16 protein-coding genes are annotated in these 17,283 nt (G+C 72.1%); 8 read left to right on the forward strand and 8 right to left on the reverse strand.

What is annotated here, in order from left to right; all coding sequences use genetic code 11:
• Positions 1-494: 494 nt before the first annotated feature.
• The 4 genes from tsaB to JQN83_RS15970 are packed head-to-tail and all read left to right on the forward strand — an operon-like array spanning position 495 to position 3,129.
• Positions 495-1,349 (forward strand): tRNA (adenosine(37)-N6)-threonylcarbamoyltransferase complex dimerization subunit type 1 TsaB, encoded by an 855-nt coding sequence (tsaB, locus tag JQN83_RS15955; protein WP_208567942.1) that lies wholly within the window; start codon positions 495-497, stop codon positions 1,347-1,349.
• The gene (gene rimI / locus JQN83_RS15960) at positions 1,346-1,822 is read left to right on the forward strand and encodes a ribosomal protein S18-alanine N-acetyltransferase (RefSeq protein ID WP_208567943.1); all 477 of its coding nucleotides are present in this window, start codon (positions 1,346-1,348) and stop codon (positions 1,820-1,822) included. The genes tsaB and rimI overlap by 4 nt, the downstream gene beginning before the upstream one ends.
• Positions 1,815-2,861 carry a tRNA (adenosine(37)-N6)-threonylcarbamoyltransferase complex transferase subunit TsaD gene (gene tsaD, locus JQN83_RS15965; RefSeq protein WP_208567944.1) on the forward strand — a complete coding sequence of 349 codons (1,047 nt, stop codon included), beginning with the start codon at positions 1,815-1,817 and terminating at the stop codon, positions 2,859-2,861. The genes rimI and tsaD overlap by 8 nt, the downstream gene beginning before the upstream one ends.
• Positions 2,862-2,874: 13 nt before the next feature.
• The gene (locus JQN83_RS15970) at positions 2,875-3,129 is read left to right on the forward strand and encodes a hypothetical protein (protein WP_208567945.1); all 255 of its coding nucleotides are present in this window, start codon (positions 2,875-2,877) and stop codon (positions 3,127-3,129) included.
• Positions 3,130-3,324: 195 nt separating this feature from the next.
• On the opposite strand, the gene JQN83_RS15975 is transcribed toward JQN83_RS15970, so the two are convergent.
• The 7 genes from JQN83_RS15975 to JQN83_RS16005 form a co-directional block, all read right to left on the reverse strand.
• Positions 3,325-4,062, reverse strand: a complete 738-nt coding sequence (locus tag JQN83_RS15975; RefSeq protein ID WP_208567946.1) for a DUF4142 domain-containing protein — start codon at positions 4,060-4,062, stop codon at positions 3,325-3,327.
• A gap of 132 nt (positions 4,063-4,194) precedes the next feature.
• Entirely contained in the window at positions 4,195-5,376 is a 1,182-nt protein-coding gene (locus JQN83_RS15980) for an ROK family protein (protein ID WP_208567947.1), read from the reverse strand.
• A 40-nt stretch (positions 5,377-5,416) separates the two neighbouring features.
• Positions 5,417-6,676 (reverse strand): sugar ABC transporter permease, encoded by a 1,260-nt coding sequence (locus tag JQN83_RS15985; RefSeq protein ID WP_208567948.1) that lies wholly within the window; start codon positions 6,674-6,676, stop codon positions 5,417-5,419.
• The gene (locus JQN83_RS15990; protein ID WP_208567949.1) at positions 6,673-7,491 is read right to left on the reverse strand and encodes an ATP-binding cassette domain-containing protein; all 819 of its coding nucleotides are present in this window, start codon (positions 7,489-7,491) and stop codon (positions 6,673-6,675) included. The genes JQN83_RS15985 and JQN83_RS15990 overlap by 4 nt, the downstream gene beginning before the upstream one ends.
• A gap of 119 nt (positions 7,492-7,610) precedes the next feature.
• A complete protein-coding gene (locus JQN83_RS15995; RefSeq protein WP_208567950.1) occupies positions 7,611-8,711 on the reverse strand; it encodes a sugar ABC transporter substrate-binding protein in 1,101 nt (366 codons plus the stop codon).
• A gap of 212 nt (positions 8,712-8,923) precedes the next feature.
• Entirely contained in the window at positions 8,924-9,403 is a 480-nt protein-coding gene (gene ybaK / locus JQN83_RS16000) for a Cys-tRNA(Pro) deacylase (protein ID WP_208567951.1), read from the reverse strand.
• 9 nt (positions 9,404-9,412) lie between these two features.
• The gene (locus JQN83_RS16005) at positions 9,413-10,681 is read right to left on the reverse strand and encodes a THUMP-like domain-containing protein (protein ID WP_208567952.1); all 1,269 of its coding nucleotides are present in this window, start codon (positions 10,679-10,681) and stop codon (positions 9,413-9,415) included.
• Between the two features lie 382 nt (positions 10,682-11,063).
• Here JQN83_RS16005 and groES point away from each other — a divergent pair, with 382 nt between their 5' ends.
• The 4 genes from groES to JQN83_RS16025 all read left to right on the forward strand — a co-directional run bounded on the left by groES (position 11,064) and on the right by JQN83_RS16025 (position 16,571).
• Complete coding sequence (gene groES / locus JQN83_RS16010) at positions 11,064-11,372, forward strand: co-chaperone GroES (protein ID WP_067313457.1); 309 nt, start codon at positions 11,064-11,066, stop codon at positions 11,370-11,372.
• A 72-nt stretch (positions 11,373-11,444) separates the two neighbouring features.
• Positions 11,445-13,091 carry a chaperonin GroEL gene (groL, locus tag JQN83_RS16015; RefSeq protein WP_208567953.1) on the forward strand — a complete coding sequence of 549 codons (1,647 nt, stop codon included), beginning with the start codon at positions 11,445-11,447 and terminating at the stop codon, positions 13,089-13,091.
• 129 nt (positions 13,092-13,220) lie between these two features.
• A complete protein-coding gene (locus JQN83_RS16020; RefSeq protein ID WP_208567954.1) occupies positions 13,221-14,939 on the forward strand; it encodes a molybdopterin-dependent oxidoreductase in 1,719 nt (572 codons plus the stop codon).
• A gap of 180 nt (positions 14,940-15,119) precedes the next feature.
• Entirely contained in the window at positions 15,120-16,571 is a 1,452-nt protein-coding gene (locus JQN83_RS16025; RefSeq protein ID WP_208567955.1) for a non-reducing end alpha-L-arabinofuranosidase family hydrolase, read from the forward strand.
• A gap of 245 nt (positions 16,572-16,816) precedes the next feature.
• On the opposite strand, the gene JQN83_RS16030 is transcribed toward JQN83_RS16025, so the two are convergent.
• Positions 16,817-17,200, reverse strand: a complete 384-nt coding sequence (locus tag JQN83_RS16030) for a WhiB family transcriptional regulator (protein WP_208567956.1) — start codon at positions 17,198-17,200, stop codon at positions 16,817-16,819.
• Positions 17,201-17,283: the final 83 nt, after the last annotated feature.

Raw genomic sequence — 17,283 nt, forward strand, 5'->3', positions numbered from 1 at the left:
TATCCGGTCATCCGCAAAAACGCCGTCCACAAGGGCAAATGACAGCCCTCCACCACACCACCACGAACACACCCACACCACACCGCCAGACCACCCTGCCCACAGAACGGTCAAAACACGAGGAGGTATGCCTGTGCGTCATGAATATGACGCACAGGCATACCACTGTGCCTCAGTTACAACACCCCGCTGCCGCGCCCCCGCCGGCCGCCGCTGCCCGCCGCGCCCCCGCCGGCCGCCCGCCGCCCCCCGCTGGCGTGCCGCGTGCCGCTCGTCGGCCGGCTGGCCGGCCGCCCCGCTGCTCTTCGGCCGCGATTACGCAGCCGTCCGCCGCTCCTCGGCCCGCTGCCCTGCCGCCCCGCCCGCAAGACCGTCGGGTGGGACGGTCCGGCCGTGAACCTGGGCTGGGGGCGAGGGGCGGGGGCGAGTGGTGGGGCCGAGGGGCGGGCGGGGTGTGGGCGGACGGCGCGGGCGGACGGCTAGGCTGGCTTACCGTGCTCGTACTGGTGGTGGACTCCTCGACCCCCGCGGTCACCGCGGCGCTGGTCGAGGTGACGGCGGACGGCGTCGCGCTGCGAGCGTACCGGTGCACGATCGACGCCCGGGCCCACGGTGAGCTGCTCGCCCCGCAGATCGAGGCGGTGCTCACCGACGTCGACGCGCGACCGGGTGACCTCGGCGCGATCGTCGCCGGGCTCGGCCCCGGTCCCTTCACCGGGCTGCGGGTCGGCCTGGTCACCGCCGCCACCATGGGCCAGGTGCTCGGCATCCCCACGTACGGCGTCTGCTCGCTCGACGGCATCGCCCACCCCACCACCCCGACCACCACGGCGGATGCGTCGCCCGGCCACGCCGTGTCCGGCAAGGCCGAAGCCAGCAGCGCCACGGCCGGGCCGGCCACAGCCGGCGACGGCACGGCCGGACAGGCCACAGCCGGCGACGGCACGGCCGGACAGGTCGGAGCCGGCGGGGCGACGGTCGGCTGGTCGACGGCGGGGGAGCGGCGGGTGCTGGTCGCCGCCGACGCCCGGCGCAAGGAGGTCTACTGGGCGGTCTACGACGGCGACGGCCAGCGGATCGTCGGGCCGGAGGTGGACGCCCCGGCGGTCGCCGCCGCCCGGGCCCGGGAGTTGGCCGTGACCGTCGCGGCCGGCGACGGTGCCCACCGCTACGCCGACGTGCTCGGCCTGCCGCTGCGCGCCGAACCCCGCTACCCCGACGCCGTCGCGCTGGTGACCCTGGCCGCCGCACGGATCCGGGCGGGTGCCCCCGGCGAGACGCTCACCCCGTTGTACCTGCGCCGCCCGGACGCGGTCGCGGCGACCAGCCGCAAGTCGGTGCTGCCGTGACGGTACGCATCGACCGGTTCCGCTGGTGGCACGTCGCCGAGGTGCTGCCGATCGAGGAGGACCTGTTCGGTGCCGAGCAGTGGTCGCCGGCGATGTTCTGGAACGAGTTGGCGAGCGGCCACTTCTACCGGGTCGCCCTGGACGCCGACGGGTCGTTGCTGGGCTACGCGGGTCTGACCGTCGACCCGGGCGGCGAGTCATGGGTGCAGAACATCGCGGTCCGCCGGGACGCCCAGCGGCGCGGGATCGGCCGGGCGCTGCTGGTGGACCTGCTCGCCGAGGCGGCCCGGCGCGGGATCGACAGTGTCCTGCTGGAGGTGGCCGTCGACAACGCCCCCGCCCAGCGGCTCTACGCGACGTACGGGTTCGAACCGATCGGCGTACGGCGGGGCTACTACCAACCGAGCAACACCGACGCGCTGGTCATGCGGCGTGACGCGGAACCGGCCGCAGACGGGACGGACCATGGCTGACGAACCGCTGATCCTCGGCATCGAGACCTCGTGCGACGAGACCGGGGTGGGCATCGTGCGCGGGCACACCCTGCTCGCCGACGCGCTCGCCTCCAGTGTGGACGAACACGCCCGGTTCGGTGGGGTGGTGCCCGAGGTGGCCAGCCGGGCACACCTGGAGGCCATCGTGCCGACCATGGACCGGGCGCTGCGCGAGGCGGGGGTGACCATCGCCGACATCGACGCGATCGCGGTCACCTCCGGGCCCGGCCTGGCCGGTGCCCTGCTGGTCGGGGTGGCCGCTGCCAAGGGTTACGCGCTGGCCGCCGAGAAACCGGTGTACGGGGTGAACCACCTGGCCGCGCACGTCGCCGTGGACACCCTGGAGCACGGCCCGCTGCCCGCCCCGGCGATCGCGATGCTGGTCTCCGGTGGGCACTCCTCGCTGCTGCTCGTCGACGACCTGGCCCGGGGGGTGACCCCGCTGGGCGCGACCATCGACGACGCGGCCGGGGAGGCGTTCGACAAGGTGGCCCGGCTGCTCGGCCTGCCCTTCCCGGGTGGCCCGTACATCGACCGGGAGGCGCGGTCCGGCGACCCGGCGTCGATCGCCTTCCCGCGCGGCCTCACCGCCGCCAAGGATCTCGCCGCCCACCGGTACGACTTCTCCTTCTCGGGACTGAAGACGGCGGTGGCCCGCTGGGTGGAGGGTCGGCGGCGCTCCGGTGAGCCGGTGCCGGTGGCCGACGTGGCCGCGTCGTTCCAGGAGGCGGTCTGCGACGTGCTCACCGGCAAGGCCCTCGCCGCGTGCCGGGCACACGGGGTGGACACTTTGGTCATCGGCGGGGGAGTGGCGGCGAACTCACGGCTGCGGTCGATGGCCGAGCAGCGGGCGCAGCGGTACGGCATCCGGGTCCGGGTGCCCCGGCCGGGGTTGTGTACCGACAACGGGGCGATGGTCGCCGCACTCGGGTCGCACCTGGTGGCCGCCGGGGTACGCCCGAGCCGGCTGGACCTGCCCGCCGACTCGGCGTTGCCACTGACCACGGTCAGCGTGTGACGGGAGGGGCGACGTGATCGTACGGATGTGGGAGGCGCGGGCCGAGTCGTACGGCTTCGCCGACCTGATCACCTGGGTGTGCGAGACGGCGTTGCCGGAGTTCGAGCACGATCCGCTGCACCTGTCCAGTGAGGTCTTCTCGTCCACCGATCACCGGGTGGTGGTCATCTCGAAGTGGCGCAGCAACCCCCGCGCGTTGCCTGATCCGCCGGCCACCCTGGTCGCCCGTCCCCCGCACTCGTGGGATTTCACCCAGGTCGACCGCTGACCGACCGCCCCGAACCCGGTGCGCCCGGACAGCCGACCGCCCCGAACCCGGTGCGCCCGGACAGCCGACCGCCCCGAACCCGGTGCGCCCGGAAATCGGCCGCCGCGGCCGGAAAATCGGCCGCCCCGGCCCGGACAGCCCGACGGCCCGCCGGCGGTGGTGCCGCCTGCGGGCCGTCGGGTCAGGTGCGTGGGGTCAACTGCGGCGGGTGATCCGCCAGGTGGCGTAGCCGCCCGCGCCGAGCGCGAGCAGGAAGACCGCCCAGACGACGGTGGTGCTGATCGCGACCGACGGGCCGGCGGCCCCGGCCTGGGCGGCGGCGACCAGCGAGTCCTGCTGCGCGGCCGGGATCGCGGCCGGCGGCATCTGCTGCCAGCGGACCAGGCCGGTGCTCTCCAGCATGGCCATGTGGTCGTTGACGAACTTGTTGGCCTCGTCGGCGAGCTTGCGGACGGTGTTGTCCCGGGTGCTGGCCCGGACCGCGCCGATCACCGGGAAGATCTTGCCGTGGGCCACCCGGAGCCGGGTCACGAAGATCTGGTCGAACTGAGCACCGGAGGCGTTCTGCATCTCGGTCAGCCACCCCTTCTGCTCGGCGGTGGGGTCGCTCGGCAGCGTCGCGCCCAGCTTGTTGGCGGCCTGCACCACCAGTTCGTCGAGAACGCCGTGCTGCCGGGCGATCTCCGCGCCGACCTCCCGTACCCGCGCGGACTGACCCTTGTCGGCGGCCATCGTGCCGGCCGGCATCTCCCACAGGCCGGCCAGTCGAACGCCGTTGAGCAGCGCCACGTCGGCGGCGTTCATCTGGACGCCGGGAGCGGCGACGGCCATGCCCGGTAGCACGACCAGCCCGGCCAGGAAGGTGACGACCAACACCGCCACCCGGTGGGTCCGGTGCCCTCGCCGACGACGTACGGAATCCAGCGATGCCATGCTGCGGTGCCTCCTCGATCCGGGCCGACCTGTCCTGCCGGGCAGCGACCCGCCGGCTGCCCGTCCGTCCACTGGTACGGACTGTCGGGCCGATCAGTTCACCGGGTGGCGCACGAGTCGGGAGGTATCCGTTCAGGCGGCGTCGAGCGGGTCGGCGAGGAGCCGTTCGAAGGCCAGCTCGGCCGCGCCGATCAAGGCCGCGTCGTCACCGAGTTTGGGGGTACGCAGCCGGACGTGTTCCAGGCAGGCGGGCAGCCCGGTCTCGTTGAGCCGACTGCGGACCTGGGCGGCGGCGGCGAGGTAGAGGTCCCGCATGGTGCCACCGAAGATGACCATCTCGGGGTTGAAGATGTTGACCAGGTTCGCCACGCCGAAGCCGAGCCAGTCACCGGCGTGCCGTACGGCGGTCTGGGCGCGGGCGTCACCCCGGTCGGCGGCGTCGAACACGGCCAGCAGCGCGTCGCGGCCCCGGGCCTCGGCGCGGCCGGCGGCCCGCAGCAGCCCGTACTCGCCGATCTGGGTCTCCCAGCAGCCCCGTGAGCCGCACTCGCAGGGGGTGCCGTCACGCACCACGACCATGTGACCGACCTCGCCGCCGTAGCCACCGTGGCCGGTCAGCCGGCGGCCTCCGGCGATGATGCCGGCACCGACGCCGACGTCCCCGTAGAGGTAGATGACGTTGTCGCAGCCGGCGGCGACGCCCCGGGCGTGTTCGGCGAAGGCGGCGACGTCGGCCACGTTGCCGACCGTGACCGGCAACTCCACGCCCACCTCGGCGGCGAGCGCCGCGCCGATCGGCTCGTCCACCCACCCGGTGGTGGGGCCGAGCCGGACCAGCCCGTCGGCCTTGCGCACCATGCCGCACACGGCGACCCCGGCACCGACGCAGACCGACCCGGGGGCCACCCGTTCCCGCATCTGCTTGAGCGCGCCGGCCAGCATCGGGGCGGTCTCCGCGGCGTCCAGGTCACGCGGCCGGTCCAGCTCACGGCGGTCGAGCACCTCGCCGCCGAGACCGACCCGCGCGGCCCGCAGCCGGTCCACCTCGATCGAGTACGCGTACGCGTAGACCCGGGCCGACTCGGGCCGGACGACCAGTGAGGGTCGTCCGGCCCGGCCGGTCTCCTTGGGCGTGCCCTCGCTGACCAGCCCGGCACCGGCCAGGTCGGAGGTGAGCGCGCCGATGGTGCTGCGGTTGAGGCCGAGGGCGGTGGTGAGTTCCGCGCGGGAGGTGGCGCCGTGCACGTGGACGTGCCGGAGCAGGGCCCCGAGGTTCTGCCGCCGGATCTCGTCCTGGCTCGGTCCTACCCGCATCGTTGGTGGCACCCCATGTCCCGCCGGTGGCGTACGCGGATCAGCGGGTGCCGGAGGCGGAGGCGCGGCGGCGCGACAGCGCGTCCACGCTGGCCGCGAGGAGCAGCACCACGCCGGTGACGACGTACTTCACCCCGGCGCTGTAGCCCATCAGGCCCATGCCGTTGTCGATGACGGCGACCACCGCGCCACCGAGCACGGCGTCGAGGACCCGGCCCTTGCCGCCGAAGAGGCTGGTGCCGCCGATCACCGCTGCGCCGACAGCGTAGAGCAGCACGTTGCTGCCGCCGGTGTTCGGGTCCACCGAGTTGGCCCGGCTGGCGGCGACGATGCCGCCGATGGCCGCCATGGACGAGCAGATCACGAAGACCGAGATGCGGATCTTGTCGACGTTGATGCCGGCCCGGCGGGCGGCCTCCTTGTTGCCGCCGACGGCGTAGACGTGCCGGCCGTAGCTGGTGCGCTGGAGCACGAAGGTCCAGACGATCAGCAGCACCGCGATGACCGGCACCACGATCGGCACACCCTTGAGCGAGTTGATCAGGACGTTGCGGCTGCGTTCCTGGTTGAGGATGTAGACCGCGATGCCGAGGATCAGGGTCAGCCCGCCGATGCGGGCGAGCACCACCGCCATCGGGTCGGTGGTCAGGCCCCGGGACAGCCGCTTGCGGTGGCGCAGCAGTTGCACGGCCGCGTACCCGCCGATGGCGATGGCGGCCAGCGCCCAGCCGAGGGTGGGCGGCAGGTTGCGGTTGGCGATCGCCACCAGCACCTCGTCGTTGACCGAGATGTTGGCGCCCCCGCTGATCAGCATCAGCACGATGCCCTGGAAGGCGAGGAAGCCGGCCAGGGTGACCACGAAGGACGGGATGCCGATCTTGGCGACCAGGAAGCCGAGCACGGTGCCGATGACCACGCCGGTGAGGATCGCGGCGAGCACCGCCACGTACCAGGGGTAGCCGGCCTTGGTGGCGACGTTGGCCAGGACGGCCGCGCAGACCCCGCTGGCGAAGCCGGCCGAGAGGTCGATCTCGCCGAGCAGCAGGACGAAGACCAGCCCCATGGCGATCAGGGTGACCGCCGCGCCCTGGGTGAACAGGTTGGCGAAGTTGCCGGCGGTGAGGAACGACGGCCGCATGACCGAGAAGACCGTGCAGAGCACGATCAGCCCGAGTACGGCGGGCAGCGCGCCGATGTCGCCGCCGCGTACCCGGCCCCAGTAGCCGCGGAGGTGGCTGCCGACGGTAGGCGGTGGCGTGACCGCCGCCGGGCCTTCCTTGCGCACGGCGGTGGTGGTCATCGAACGCCTCCTGCAGTGGTGTCGGCGGGTCCTGCGCCGTTGCCGGCGGTGACCGGCTCGCCGGTCAGACCGAGATTGCCGGAACGACCGGCGGTGATCAACTCGACGACCTGTGAGTGGGTGATGTCGGTGGTCTTCACCTGGGCGACCATCTGGCCGAGGTAGAGCGCGGCGACCCGGTCGGACACGGCGAAGACGTCGTTCATGTTGTGGGAGATGAGCACCACGGCCAGCCCGTTGTCGGCCAGCCGGCGGACCAGTTCGAGCACCTGGGCGGTCTGGGCGACGCCCAGCGCGGCGGTCGGCTCGTCGAGAATGACCAGTTTGCTGTTCCAGAGCACCGCCTTGGCGATGGCGACGGTCTGCCGCTGCCCGCCGGAGAGGCTGGAGACGTGCTGGCGCAGCGACTTCACGGTCCGTACGGAGAGCCCGGCCAGGGTTTCCGCGGCCATCTGCTCCATGGTCGGCTCGTCGAGCACCAGCCCGCTGTGCTTCTCCCGGCCGAGGAACATGTTCTGCACGATGTCGAGGTTGTCGCAGAGCGCGAGGTCCTGGTAGACGACCTCGATGCCGAGCGTGGCGGCGTCGCGGGGGCTGTTGATGCTCACCGGTCGGCCGTCGAAGAGGAACTCACCGGCGTCGGCCGGGTAGATGCCGCTGATGCACTTGACCAGCGTGGACTTGCCGGCGCCGTTGTCGCCGACCAGTGCGGTCACCTCTCCGGCGTGGGCGGCGAGGGCGACGTCGCGCAGGACCTGGACGGGACCGAAGCTCTTGTCGATCCCGCGCAGTTCCAGCAGGGGGGTCGCGGACACGGGGGTCTCCTTCGTACGGAGGGAAGATCTCGGGACCCGTCCGGCGGCGAGCGCCGCCCGGCACGAGGTTCCGTGCCGGGCGGCGTCGCGTCGGCGGGGTACGACGCTCGTCGTACGGGTCAGCTGATGCCGTTGGCGGTGCAGAGCGCGGCGTACGCGCCGGTGCAGAGCTTGGCCTTGTCGACGTAGCCGTCGGCCACGACGTCCTTGACGGTCGACTTGTCGATGGCCTTCGGCTCCAGCAGCACGGACGGGACGTCCCGGCCGCTCTCCGGGTCCTTGACGGTCTGCCCGGTCTCCTTGCGCTCGCCCTTCGCCACGGCGATGGCCAGCTCGGCGGCCGCGTCGGCCTCCTTCTTGACGGCCTTGTAGACGGTCATGCACTGGTCACCGGCGAGGATGTTCTGCAGGCCGGTCACGTCGGCGTCCTGGCCGGTCACCGGGACCTTGCCGTTGAGCTTGTTCTTCTTGAGCACCGAGATGGCCGCGTTGCCGAGGCCGTCGTTGGCGGAGAGCACACCGTCGATCTTGCCGCCGGTCTGGGTGAGCATCTGCTCGAAGATGGTGGCACCCTGCGCCGGGTCCCAGTCCGGGACGGCCTGGTCGGGGCCCTTGGTGTATTCCTTCGACTCGAACTTCGGCTTGAGCACCGAGTCGTAGCCGTTCTTGAACAGGGTGGCGTTGTTGTCGGTCGGCGAGCCGTTGAGGTAGGCGACCGTCGGGTTCTTGACGCCCTTCTCGGTCAGGCACTTGGCCAGGCCCTCGCCCTGGAGCTTGCCGACGGCCTCGTTGTCGAAGCTGACGTAGTACTGCGCGGAGCCGCCCAGGGTGAGCCGGTCGTAGTCGATCGTCGCGACGCCCTGCGACTTCGCCTTGTCCAGCACGGCCTTGCCGGTGCCGGAGTCCAGGTTGACGATCATCAGGGTGGTGACGCCACCGGTGATCATCTGGTCGGCGATGGTCTGGAAGGCGTTCTTGTCGTTCTGCGCGTTCTGGATGTCCGACTCGACGCCGGCGGCGTCGAACGCCTCCTTGAGGAACCGGCGGTCGGCCGTCTCCCAGCGGGCGGAGGACTTGCTGTCCGGCAGGATCACGCCGATCTTCGGCTTCTTGGCGGCGCTGCCGCCGGTGTCGTTGCTGCTGGAGTCGTCGCCACAGGCGGCCATGCTGCCGGTGGCGAGCAGGCCGACGGCGGCGAAGGTGAGGAAGCCCTTGCGCATGTCTGCACGGGTCCTTTCGAGGGTGGGGGAAGGAGTGGTCGGTGTTTTGTTGTGTCCGGCAACGTATTCCCGCTCACATCTCGGGCGCAAGACTGCCGAGGTCAGAAGTTTGTTGGGGGCGGTAACAATTCAGCAACGCGGTTGTCACCCGCAGGACACCCGTCCCGCAATCACGCTGCGTGTCCGGTCTGCGACCGCCCTGCCGGGGCTGGTCAGCGGGTGGCGATCCGCGCGGTACCGGCCCCGGTGAGGGCGACCAGATCGGTCGGGGCGAGCTGGAGCTGCAACCCCCGGCGACCCGCCGAGACATAGACGGTCTCGTGGTCCAGCGCGGAGACGTCCACCACCGTCGGCAACCGTCGCCGCTGACCGAGCGGACTGATCCCGCCCCGCACGTACCCGGTGCTCCGCTCGGCGACGGCCCGGTCGGCCAACGCGGCCCGTTTGCCACCGACCGCCGCCGACAGCGCCTTGAGGTCCAGCTCGCCGGTGACCGGGACGACCGCCACCGTCAGCGCCCCGTCGACCTCGGCGACGAGGGTCTTGAACACCCGCTGCGGTGGCACCCCGAGCGCCGCCGCGACCAGCGCGCCGTAGTGGGGCGCATCCGGGGAGACGTCGTACGGATGGATGCTGTGGGTGATCTTCTGCCTGGTCAGCAGCGCCGTCGCCGCGGTGGACCGTCCCGCCATGCGGTCACGCTAGCCCGGCCCGGCCCCGTCCGCGACCGGTCGACCGACCAGCACCGTCGGTGCCCCGGCGACCCGGGTCAGCACCAGGCTGGCCGGGTTCTCCCCGCTCAGCCGCAGGTCCCGGCGCAGCTGTTCGGGCACCAGCGCCGAGCCCCGCTTGAGGATCTCGACCCGGCCGACCCGGCGCTCCCGCAGCAGTGCGCGCAGCCGCTTCAGCGAGAACGGCAACACGTCGACGATCTCCAGGCACCGGCCGAACGGGGTCGGCCGCGGGGCGTCGGCATAGAGGTAGGCGATGCTCGGATCGGCAAGCGTCGCGTCGAGCGTGCCGGCCAGCTCCGCGACCAGGTGCGCCCGGACCACCGCCGGGCCCGGGTCGTACAGGTAGCGCCGCACCGGTCCGACCGTGGCCTCGGCCGCACCGGTGCCGGTCAGCTGGTGGACGGCGACCGGATCGCGGTCGGCGGTACGGCAGGTGGGAGAACCGTCCGCCGGGCGGTGCCGGTCGGCGGTCCCCGCCCTCAGCACGGTCGCCCGGCGGGGCACCTCGGCGAGCGGGCCGCCCCAGAGGGCCGCCTCGACCAGGTCCCCGTCGACGCTGACCCACTCCGCCTCGGCCCCGGCCGGGATCAACGCGTGGTCGACGCCGGGGGCCACCTTCACCACCGTGTGCGGCACCCGGCCGGCCAGCCCGGTGACGAAGTCCCACGGCGGCGAGTAGGCGTTCGGGTCGAAGATCCGTCGTCCGGTGCCGGCCCGCCGCCGGGCCGGATCGCAGAAGACCGCGTCGACCCGGGTCACGTCGAACGCCGTCGCGTCGCCGCACTCGACGGTGAACCGCCCGGCCAGGCCGGCCGCCTCGGCGTTCGCGGCGGCCAGCGCGGCGGTGACCGGGTCGGCCTCCACCCCGTACACCCGGATGCCGGCGCGGGCGGCGGCGAGCGCATCGGCGCCGAGGCCACAGCCCAGGTCGGCGAGGGTGCGCACCCCGGCGGCGGCGAGCCGCCCGGCCCGCCGGTCGGCGACGACCCGACGGGTGGCCTGCTCCAGGCCGGGGCGGGTGAGGAACATCCCGGCCGCCTCGGGGCCGAACTTGCCGACCGCCCGGCGACGCAGCTCGGCCTGGGTCAGCGCGGCGGCGGCCAGCCCGGGGGGCACCCCACGCGACCGCAGCGCCGCCGCCGCGACCAGCGGGTCGCCGCCGGCCACCTCGGTCGCCGCGGCGAGCACGACCGACCCCTCGGGGGTACGCAGCGCGGCGAACTGGTCGAGATCCACGCCCTCATTGTCCGGCCCGGCCGGCGGGCCGGCTCGGTCGGGCCGGTGTCGCGGCCTCCGGGCGGTGTCGCGGCCTCCGGCCGGTGTCGCGGCCTCCGGCCGGTGTCCGCACCGCCGGACCGCCGCCGTCGGGTCGGGCACCGCCCGGTCGACACGAAGGGCGGCGGATTGGCACTCTCCTTGACGGAGTGCTAGCCGAGGAATAACCTGCGATTAGCACTCTCACCCTGAGGGTGCCAGCGTCCGGGCCACCTGGTCCGGGTGCTGAACGCCAGGCGGACCGGCACCCGCGACGACGGCCCCGCCCGGTGGCATGTGGCAGATTGACGCTGGTCGGACTCTCGGCCGGCAACGAAACCAAGTACCCCAGGAGGGTATGCCCGTGACTACCGCGACCAAGGTTGCGATCAAGCCGCTCGAGGACCGCATCGTGGTCCAGGCGAACGAGGCTGAGACCACCACGGCGTCGGGCATCGTGATCCCCGACACCGCCAAGGAGAAGCCGCAGGAGGGCACCGTCCTCGCCGTCGGCCCGGGCCGGATCGACGACAAGGGCAACCGCGTGCCGCTCGACGTCAAGGTCGGCGACACCGTTCTCTACTCGAAGTACGGCGGCACCGAGATCAAGTACGCCGGCGAGGAGTACCTGGTGCTCTCCGCCCGCGACGTTCTCGCGGTCATCGAGAAGTAACCAACCGATTCCAGTGTCGTCGCCCCGGTCCGGCTCGCCGGGCCGGGGCGACGACGCTTCGAAGGGACATTCATGGCGAAGATCCTGAGCTTCTCGGACGACGCCCGACACCTGCTGGAGCACGGTGTCAACGCCCTCGCGGACACGGTCAAGGTCACCCTCGGCCCGCGCGGGCGCAACGTCGTCCTGGACAAGAAATTCGGTGCGCCGACGATCACCAACGATGGTGTGACCATCGCCAAGGAGATCGAGCTCACCAACCCGTACGAGAACCTCGGCGCGCAGCTGGTCAAGGAGGTGGCGACGAAGACCAACGACGTCGCCGGCGACGGGACCACCACCGCGACCGTGCTGGCCCAGGCGATGGTGCGCGAGGGTCTGCGCAACGTGACCGCCGGGGCCAACCCGGCCGGCCTCAAGCGGGGTGTCGACGCGGCGGCCGCCAAGGTCTCCGAGGCGCTGCTCGGCCGGGCCGTCGAGGTGGCCGACAAGGAGTCGATCGCGCACGTGGCGACGATCTCCGCGCAGGACGCCACCATCGGCGAGCTGATCGCCGAGGCGATGGAGCGGGTCGGCCGCGACGGTGTCATCACCGTCGAGGAGGGCTCCACCCTCACCACCGAGCTGGAGGTGACCGAGGGTCTCCAGTTCGACAAGGGCTTCATCTCGCCCAACTTCGTCACCGACTCCGAGTCGCAGGAGTCGGTGCTGGACGACCCGTACATCCTCATCACCACGCAGAAGATCTCGGCGATCGAGGAGCTGCTGCCGCTGCTGGAGAAGGTCCTCCAGAACAGCAAGCCGCTGCTGATCGTCGCCGAGGACGTCGACGGCCAGGCGCTGTCGACCCTGGTGGTCAACGCGATCCGCAAGACCATCAAGGTCTGCGCGGTCAAGGCCCCGGGCTTCGGCGACCGCCGCAAGGCGATGCTGCAGGACATGGCGATCCTGACCGGCGCCGAGCTGGTCGCCCCGGAGCTGGGCTACCGCCTCGACCAGGTCGGCCTGGAGGCGCTCGGCACCGCCCGGCGCGTCGTGGTCGACAAGGAGAACACCACCGTCATCGACGGCGGCGGCCAGTCCGCCGAGGTCGCCGACCGGGTCGCCCAGATCCGCAAGGAGATCGAGGCGTCCGACTCCGACTGGGACCGGGAGAAGCTGGCCGAGCGGCTGGCGAAGCTCTCCGGTGGCATCGCGGTCATCAAGGCGGGCGCGGCGACCGAGGTCGAGATGAAGGAGCGCAAGCACCGCATCGAGGACGCGATCGCCGCGACCAAGGCCGCGGTCGAGGAGGGTACGGTTCCCGGCGGCGGCGCCGCGCTGGCCCAGATCCGTTCGGTGCTCGACGACGACCTGGGCCTGACCGGTGACGAGAAGGTGGGTGTCTCGATCGTGCGCAAGTCGCTGGTCGAGCCGCTGCGCTGGATCGCCCAGAACGCCGGCCACGACGGTTACGTGGTGGTCGAGAAGGTCGCGGGCAAGGAGTGGGGCCACGGCCTCGACGCCGCCAAGGGCGAGTACGTCGACCTGGTCAAGTCCGGCATCATCGACCCGGTGAAGGTGACCCGTAACGCGGTCACCAACGCCGCCTCGATCGCCGGTCTGCTGCTGACCACCGAGAGCCTCGTGGTGGAGAAGCCGGAGCAGCCGGAGCCGGCCGCCGCCGGTGGGCACGGCCACGGCCACGGTCACGGCCACCAGCACGGCCCGGGTTTCTGACCCGGTAGTACGCCTGTTCAGGGCGCACCGTCGTACCTCGGCGGTGCGCCCTGACGCGTCCGGGGGCGGCTGCTTACGGATCGGTGACGTGGTTGGCGGCCGGCCCGGTCGATCGACGACACTGGCCGGATGAGCACCACCCCCCGCGGCTTCGCCGCACTGGCCGGGGTCACCGCCGCCGTGGTGGCCATCGGTGTCGCCGAGCCGGTCGCCGTCCTCACCGGCCCACGTTCCGCCCCGCTGATCGCGGTCGGCGGGGTGGTGGTCGACACGGTCCCCGAGCCGCTCAAGCAGTTCGCCATCGACGTCTTCGGCCGGTACGACAAGATCGCCCTGTTGGTGGGTACGGCGGTGCTGCTGGCGGCGTTCGCCGCCGGGATCGGTGTGCTCGCCGCCCGCCGGCTGGCCGTGGGGCTGTTGGGCATCACGGTGTTCGCCGGTCTCGGTGCCGCCGCCGCGCTCACCCGGGCCGGCGCGGACGCCGCCGACACCCTTCCGGCCCTGCTCGGCGGAGGGCTGGGTGCGCTGGTGCTCTGGGCGTTCGTGGCCGGCCCGTGGCAGCTCGACCCCTGGCCCTGGCAGCCACCCACCGCCCTGCCATCCGCCGCGCTGCCACCCACCGCGCTCCCGTCCACCCCGCCGGCCCACCCCGCGCCGGCTCCTTCCGGTGAGCCGGCTCCGTCCGGGCCGTCCCCGGCGGTGGAGCGGTCCGTCGTGCCGGGCGATCCGGCCCCGGCCGCCGGGCCACCGGCCGGCTGGGAACCGTTGGAGTCGACCGACCCCGAGTCCCGGCGGCGGTTCCTGCGGGGGGCCGGCCTGCTGGCGGGCACGGCGACCGTGGTGGGGCTGGGCGGGCACTGGCTCGCCGGGCGGCGGGGGGTCTCGGCGGCCCGGGAGGCGGTCGCGTTGCCCACCCCGTCGGCGGCGGCGCCTACGGTGCCGGCCGGCGCGGACCTGTCGCTGGCCCAGCTCGCCCCCTACACCACGCCGAACGGTGGCTTCTACCGGATCGACACGGCGCTGGTGGTGCCGCAGGTCGATCCGGAGACCTGGCGGTTGCGCATCCACGGCCGGGTACGCAAGCCGATCGAGCTGACCTTCGCCGAGCTGCTCGCCCGCCCGATGGTGGAGCGCTACGTCACCCTCGCCTGCGTCTCCAACGAGGTGGGCGGGGACCTGATCGGCAACGCCCGCTGGCTGGGCGTCCCGATCAGGGAACTGCTCGACGAGGCGGAACCGGAGGAGGGGGCCGACCAGGTGGTCGGCCGCTCGGTCGACGGCTGGACCTGCGGTACCCCGACGGCGGTGCTGCGCGACGGCCGGGACGCCCTGCTGGCGGTGGGGATGAACGGCGAGCCGCTGCCCGTCGAGCACGGGTTCCCGGTGCGGATGGTGGTGCCGGGCCTCTACGGGTACGTGTCGGCCTGCAAGTGGGTCACCGAGTTGGAGTTGACCAGCTTCGCCGACTTCGACGCGTACTGGGTGCCACGTGGCTGGTCGGCGCAGGGGCCGGTGAAGACCCAGTCGAGGATCGACACCCCCCGCCCGCGCAACCGGCTGACCGCCGGTGAGGTGGTGGTGGCCGGGGTGGCCTGGGCGCAGCACCGGGGGATCGCCCGGGTCGAGGTACGGGTGGACGGCGGCGCGTGGCAGGAGGCGACCCTCGCCCCGGCGGTGTCGGTGGACACCTGGGTGCAGTGGTCGTGGCGGTGGCCGGCGACCCCGGGTGAGCACACCCTCCAGGTGCGGGCGACCGACCGGGACGGCGAGACCCAGACCCCGCTGGCCGCCCCGGTGGCCCCGGACGGCGCCACCGGTTGGCACAGTGTCACAGTCACCGTCCGCTGATTCCGTACCACCTCTCGGTCATCAGTCTTGATCGATATGTTGATTACCGGAAAATCCTCCGTGGTGTCGAGGGTTGAGGCTGTGGGAGCGCTCCCGTAACATCCCTGATGCGACTGTTAACGTTCACCTAACAACGACCACCACCAATGTGCACGTTCCGTCCTGTCAGGAGGGTGTTTTATGTCCAGATCCAGATCGGCCAATGTCGGCCTGATCTCGGCCGGTGTCGCGTTGCTGGCGTCGGCATCGATCGTCACCGCGTTGCCCGCAGGCGCGGCGGCGGCGGGATGCTCGGTGAACTACGCCGTCTCCTCGGAGTGGGGTGGCGGCTTCGGGGCCAACGTCGCCATCACCAACCTGGGTGACGCGCTGAGCAGTTGGACGCTGACCTGGTCCTTCGCCTCCGGGCAGTCGGTGACCCAGGCGTGGAACGCGACCGTGACGCAGAGCGGCTCGGCGGTGACCGCCAAGAACGTCAGCTACAACGGCGCGATCCCGACCAACGGCTCGGTGTCGTTCGGCTTCAACGGCGCGTGGACGTCCAGCAACCCCGTCCCGACGAGCTTCGCGCTCAACGGGGTGGCCTGCAACGGTGGCCCGAACCCGACCACCCCGCCGCCGACCACGCCGCCCCCCACGACCCCGCCGCCGACCACCCCGCCCCCCACGACCCCGCCGCCGACCACGCCTCCGCCGACCACCCCGCCGCCGGGCAACTGCTCCCTGCCGACGTCCTACCGCTGGTCGTCGACCGGTCCGCTGGCGCAGCCGAAGTCCGGCTGGGCGTCACTCAAGGACTTCACCATCGCCCCCTACCAGGGCAAGCAGTTGGTGTACGCCACCACCCACAGCAGCAGCGCCACCGGTGGCTGGGGCTCGATGAACTTCGGCCTGGTCGACAACCTCAACCAGCTCGCCACGGCCCCCCAGAACACCATGAGCCAGAGCACCGTCGCGCCGTCGTTGTTCTACTTCGCGCCGAAGAACATCTGGGTCCTCGCCCACCAGTGGGGCCCGACGTCGTTCTCGTACCGCACGTCGACCAACCCGGCCAACGCCAACGGCTGGTCGGCCGCGCAGACCCTGTCGACCGCGAAGATCACCGACTCCGGCACCGGCGTGATCGACCAGACGATCATCGGCGACGACCAGAACATGTACCTGTTCTTCGCCGGTGACAACGGCAAAATCTACCGCCAGATCATGCCGATCGGGAACTTCCCGGGCAGCTTCGGCTCCAGCTACACGACGATCATGAGTGACACCTCGGAGAACATCTTCGAGGCGCCGCAGGTCTACAAGGTCGCGGGCCGCAACCAGTACCTGATGATCATCGAGGCCAGGACCAGCGGCTGGGAGCGCTACTTCCGCTCGTTCACGGCGACCAGCCTGAGCGGCACCTGGACGCCGAACGCGACGACCTACAACAACCCGTTCGCGGGCAAGGCCAACAGCGGTGCCACCTGGACCAACGACATCAGCCACGGTGAGCTGCTGCGCACCAGCGCGGACCAGACGAACACGATCGACCCGTGCAACCTGCAGCTGCTGTACCAGGGCCGCGCCACGAACTCGGGCGGTGACTACGGCCTCCTGCCGTACCGGCCGGGTCTGCTGACCCTGCAGCGCTGACGGCGTGACGCAGGGGGGACCCCGCTGTTCCTGACTCCCGCGACCGGTGGCGTACGCCGCACCGGGTGAGCCGTAGGACGGCTCGGCAGTGGGATCGGGTGGAATGAGGGGCGGGTCCGGCGATGCCGGGCCCGCCCCGCTCTTCGTGCATGTCGGCCGGCCCGGCGTCGGGACCAGGGGCCGGGAAACGACGAGGCCGCGCTCCGGAGATCGGAGTGCGGCCTCGTCGAGGTGTGGTGGGTCGGTCAGGCGATCTTGTGCTGGGCCGGTACGGCGGTCTTGTGCGGAGCGCCGAGGCGGGCCTCCATCCGGGCGATGTCCACCCGGGTCTGCCGGCGGTCGGCCAGGTCCTCCCAGCCGAGGGCGAGCAGCCGCAGCCGCTCCGACTCGCTGAGCCCACCCCAGACGCCGTACGGCTCGCGTACCGCGAGGGCGTGGGCGGCGCACTCGGCCCGCACCGGGCAGGCCTGGCAGACGGACTTGGCGCCGGACTCCCGACGCAGCCGGGACGAGCCGCGCTCGCCGTCCGGGTGGAAGAACTGGGCGCTGTCGCGGCCCCGGCAGGCACCGAGACGCTGCCAGTCCCACAGGTCGACGATGGGTCCGGGCAGTCTGCGTACGTTCGACATCAGCACCCCTCCTCCCGCGCGGCACCGCGGAGATCCTCGTTGAACCGGTGTCCGGGCTGTGGTCCGCGCTGCGTACCGCCTTC

This window comes from Micromonospora antibiotica, assembly GCF_017599305.1.
GTDB classification, from domain to species: Bacteria; Actinomycetota; Actinomycetes; order Mycobacteriales; family Micromonosporaceae; genus Micromonospora; species Micromonospora antibiotica.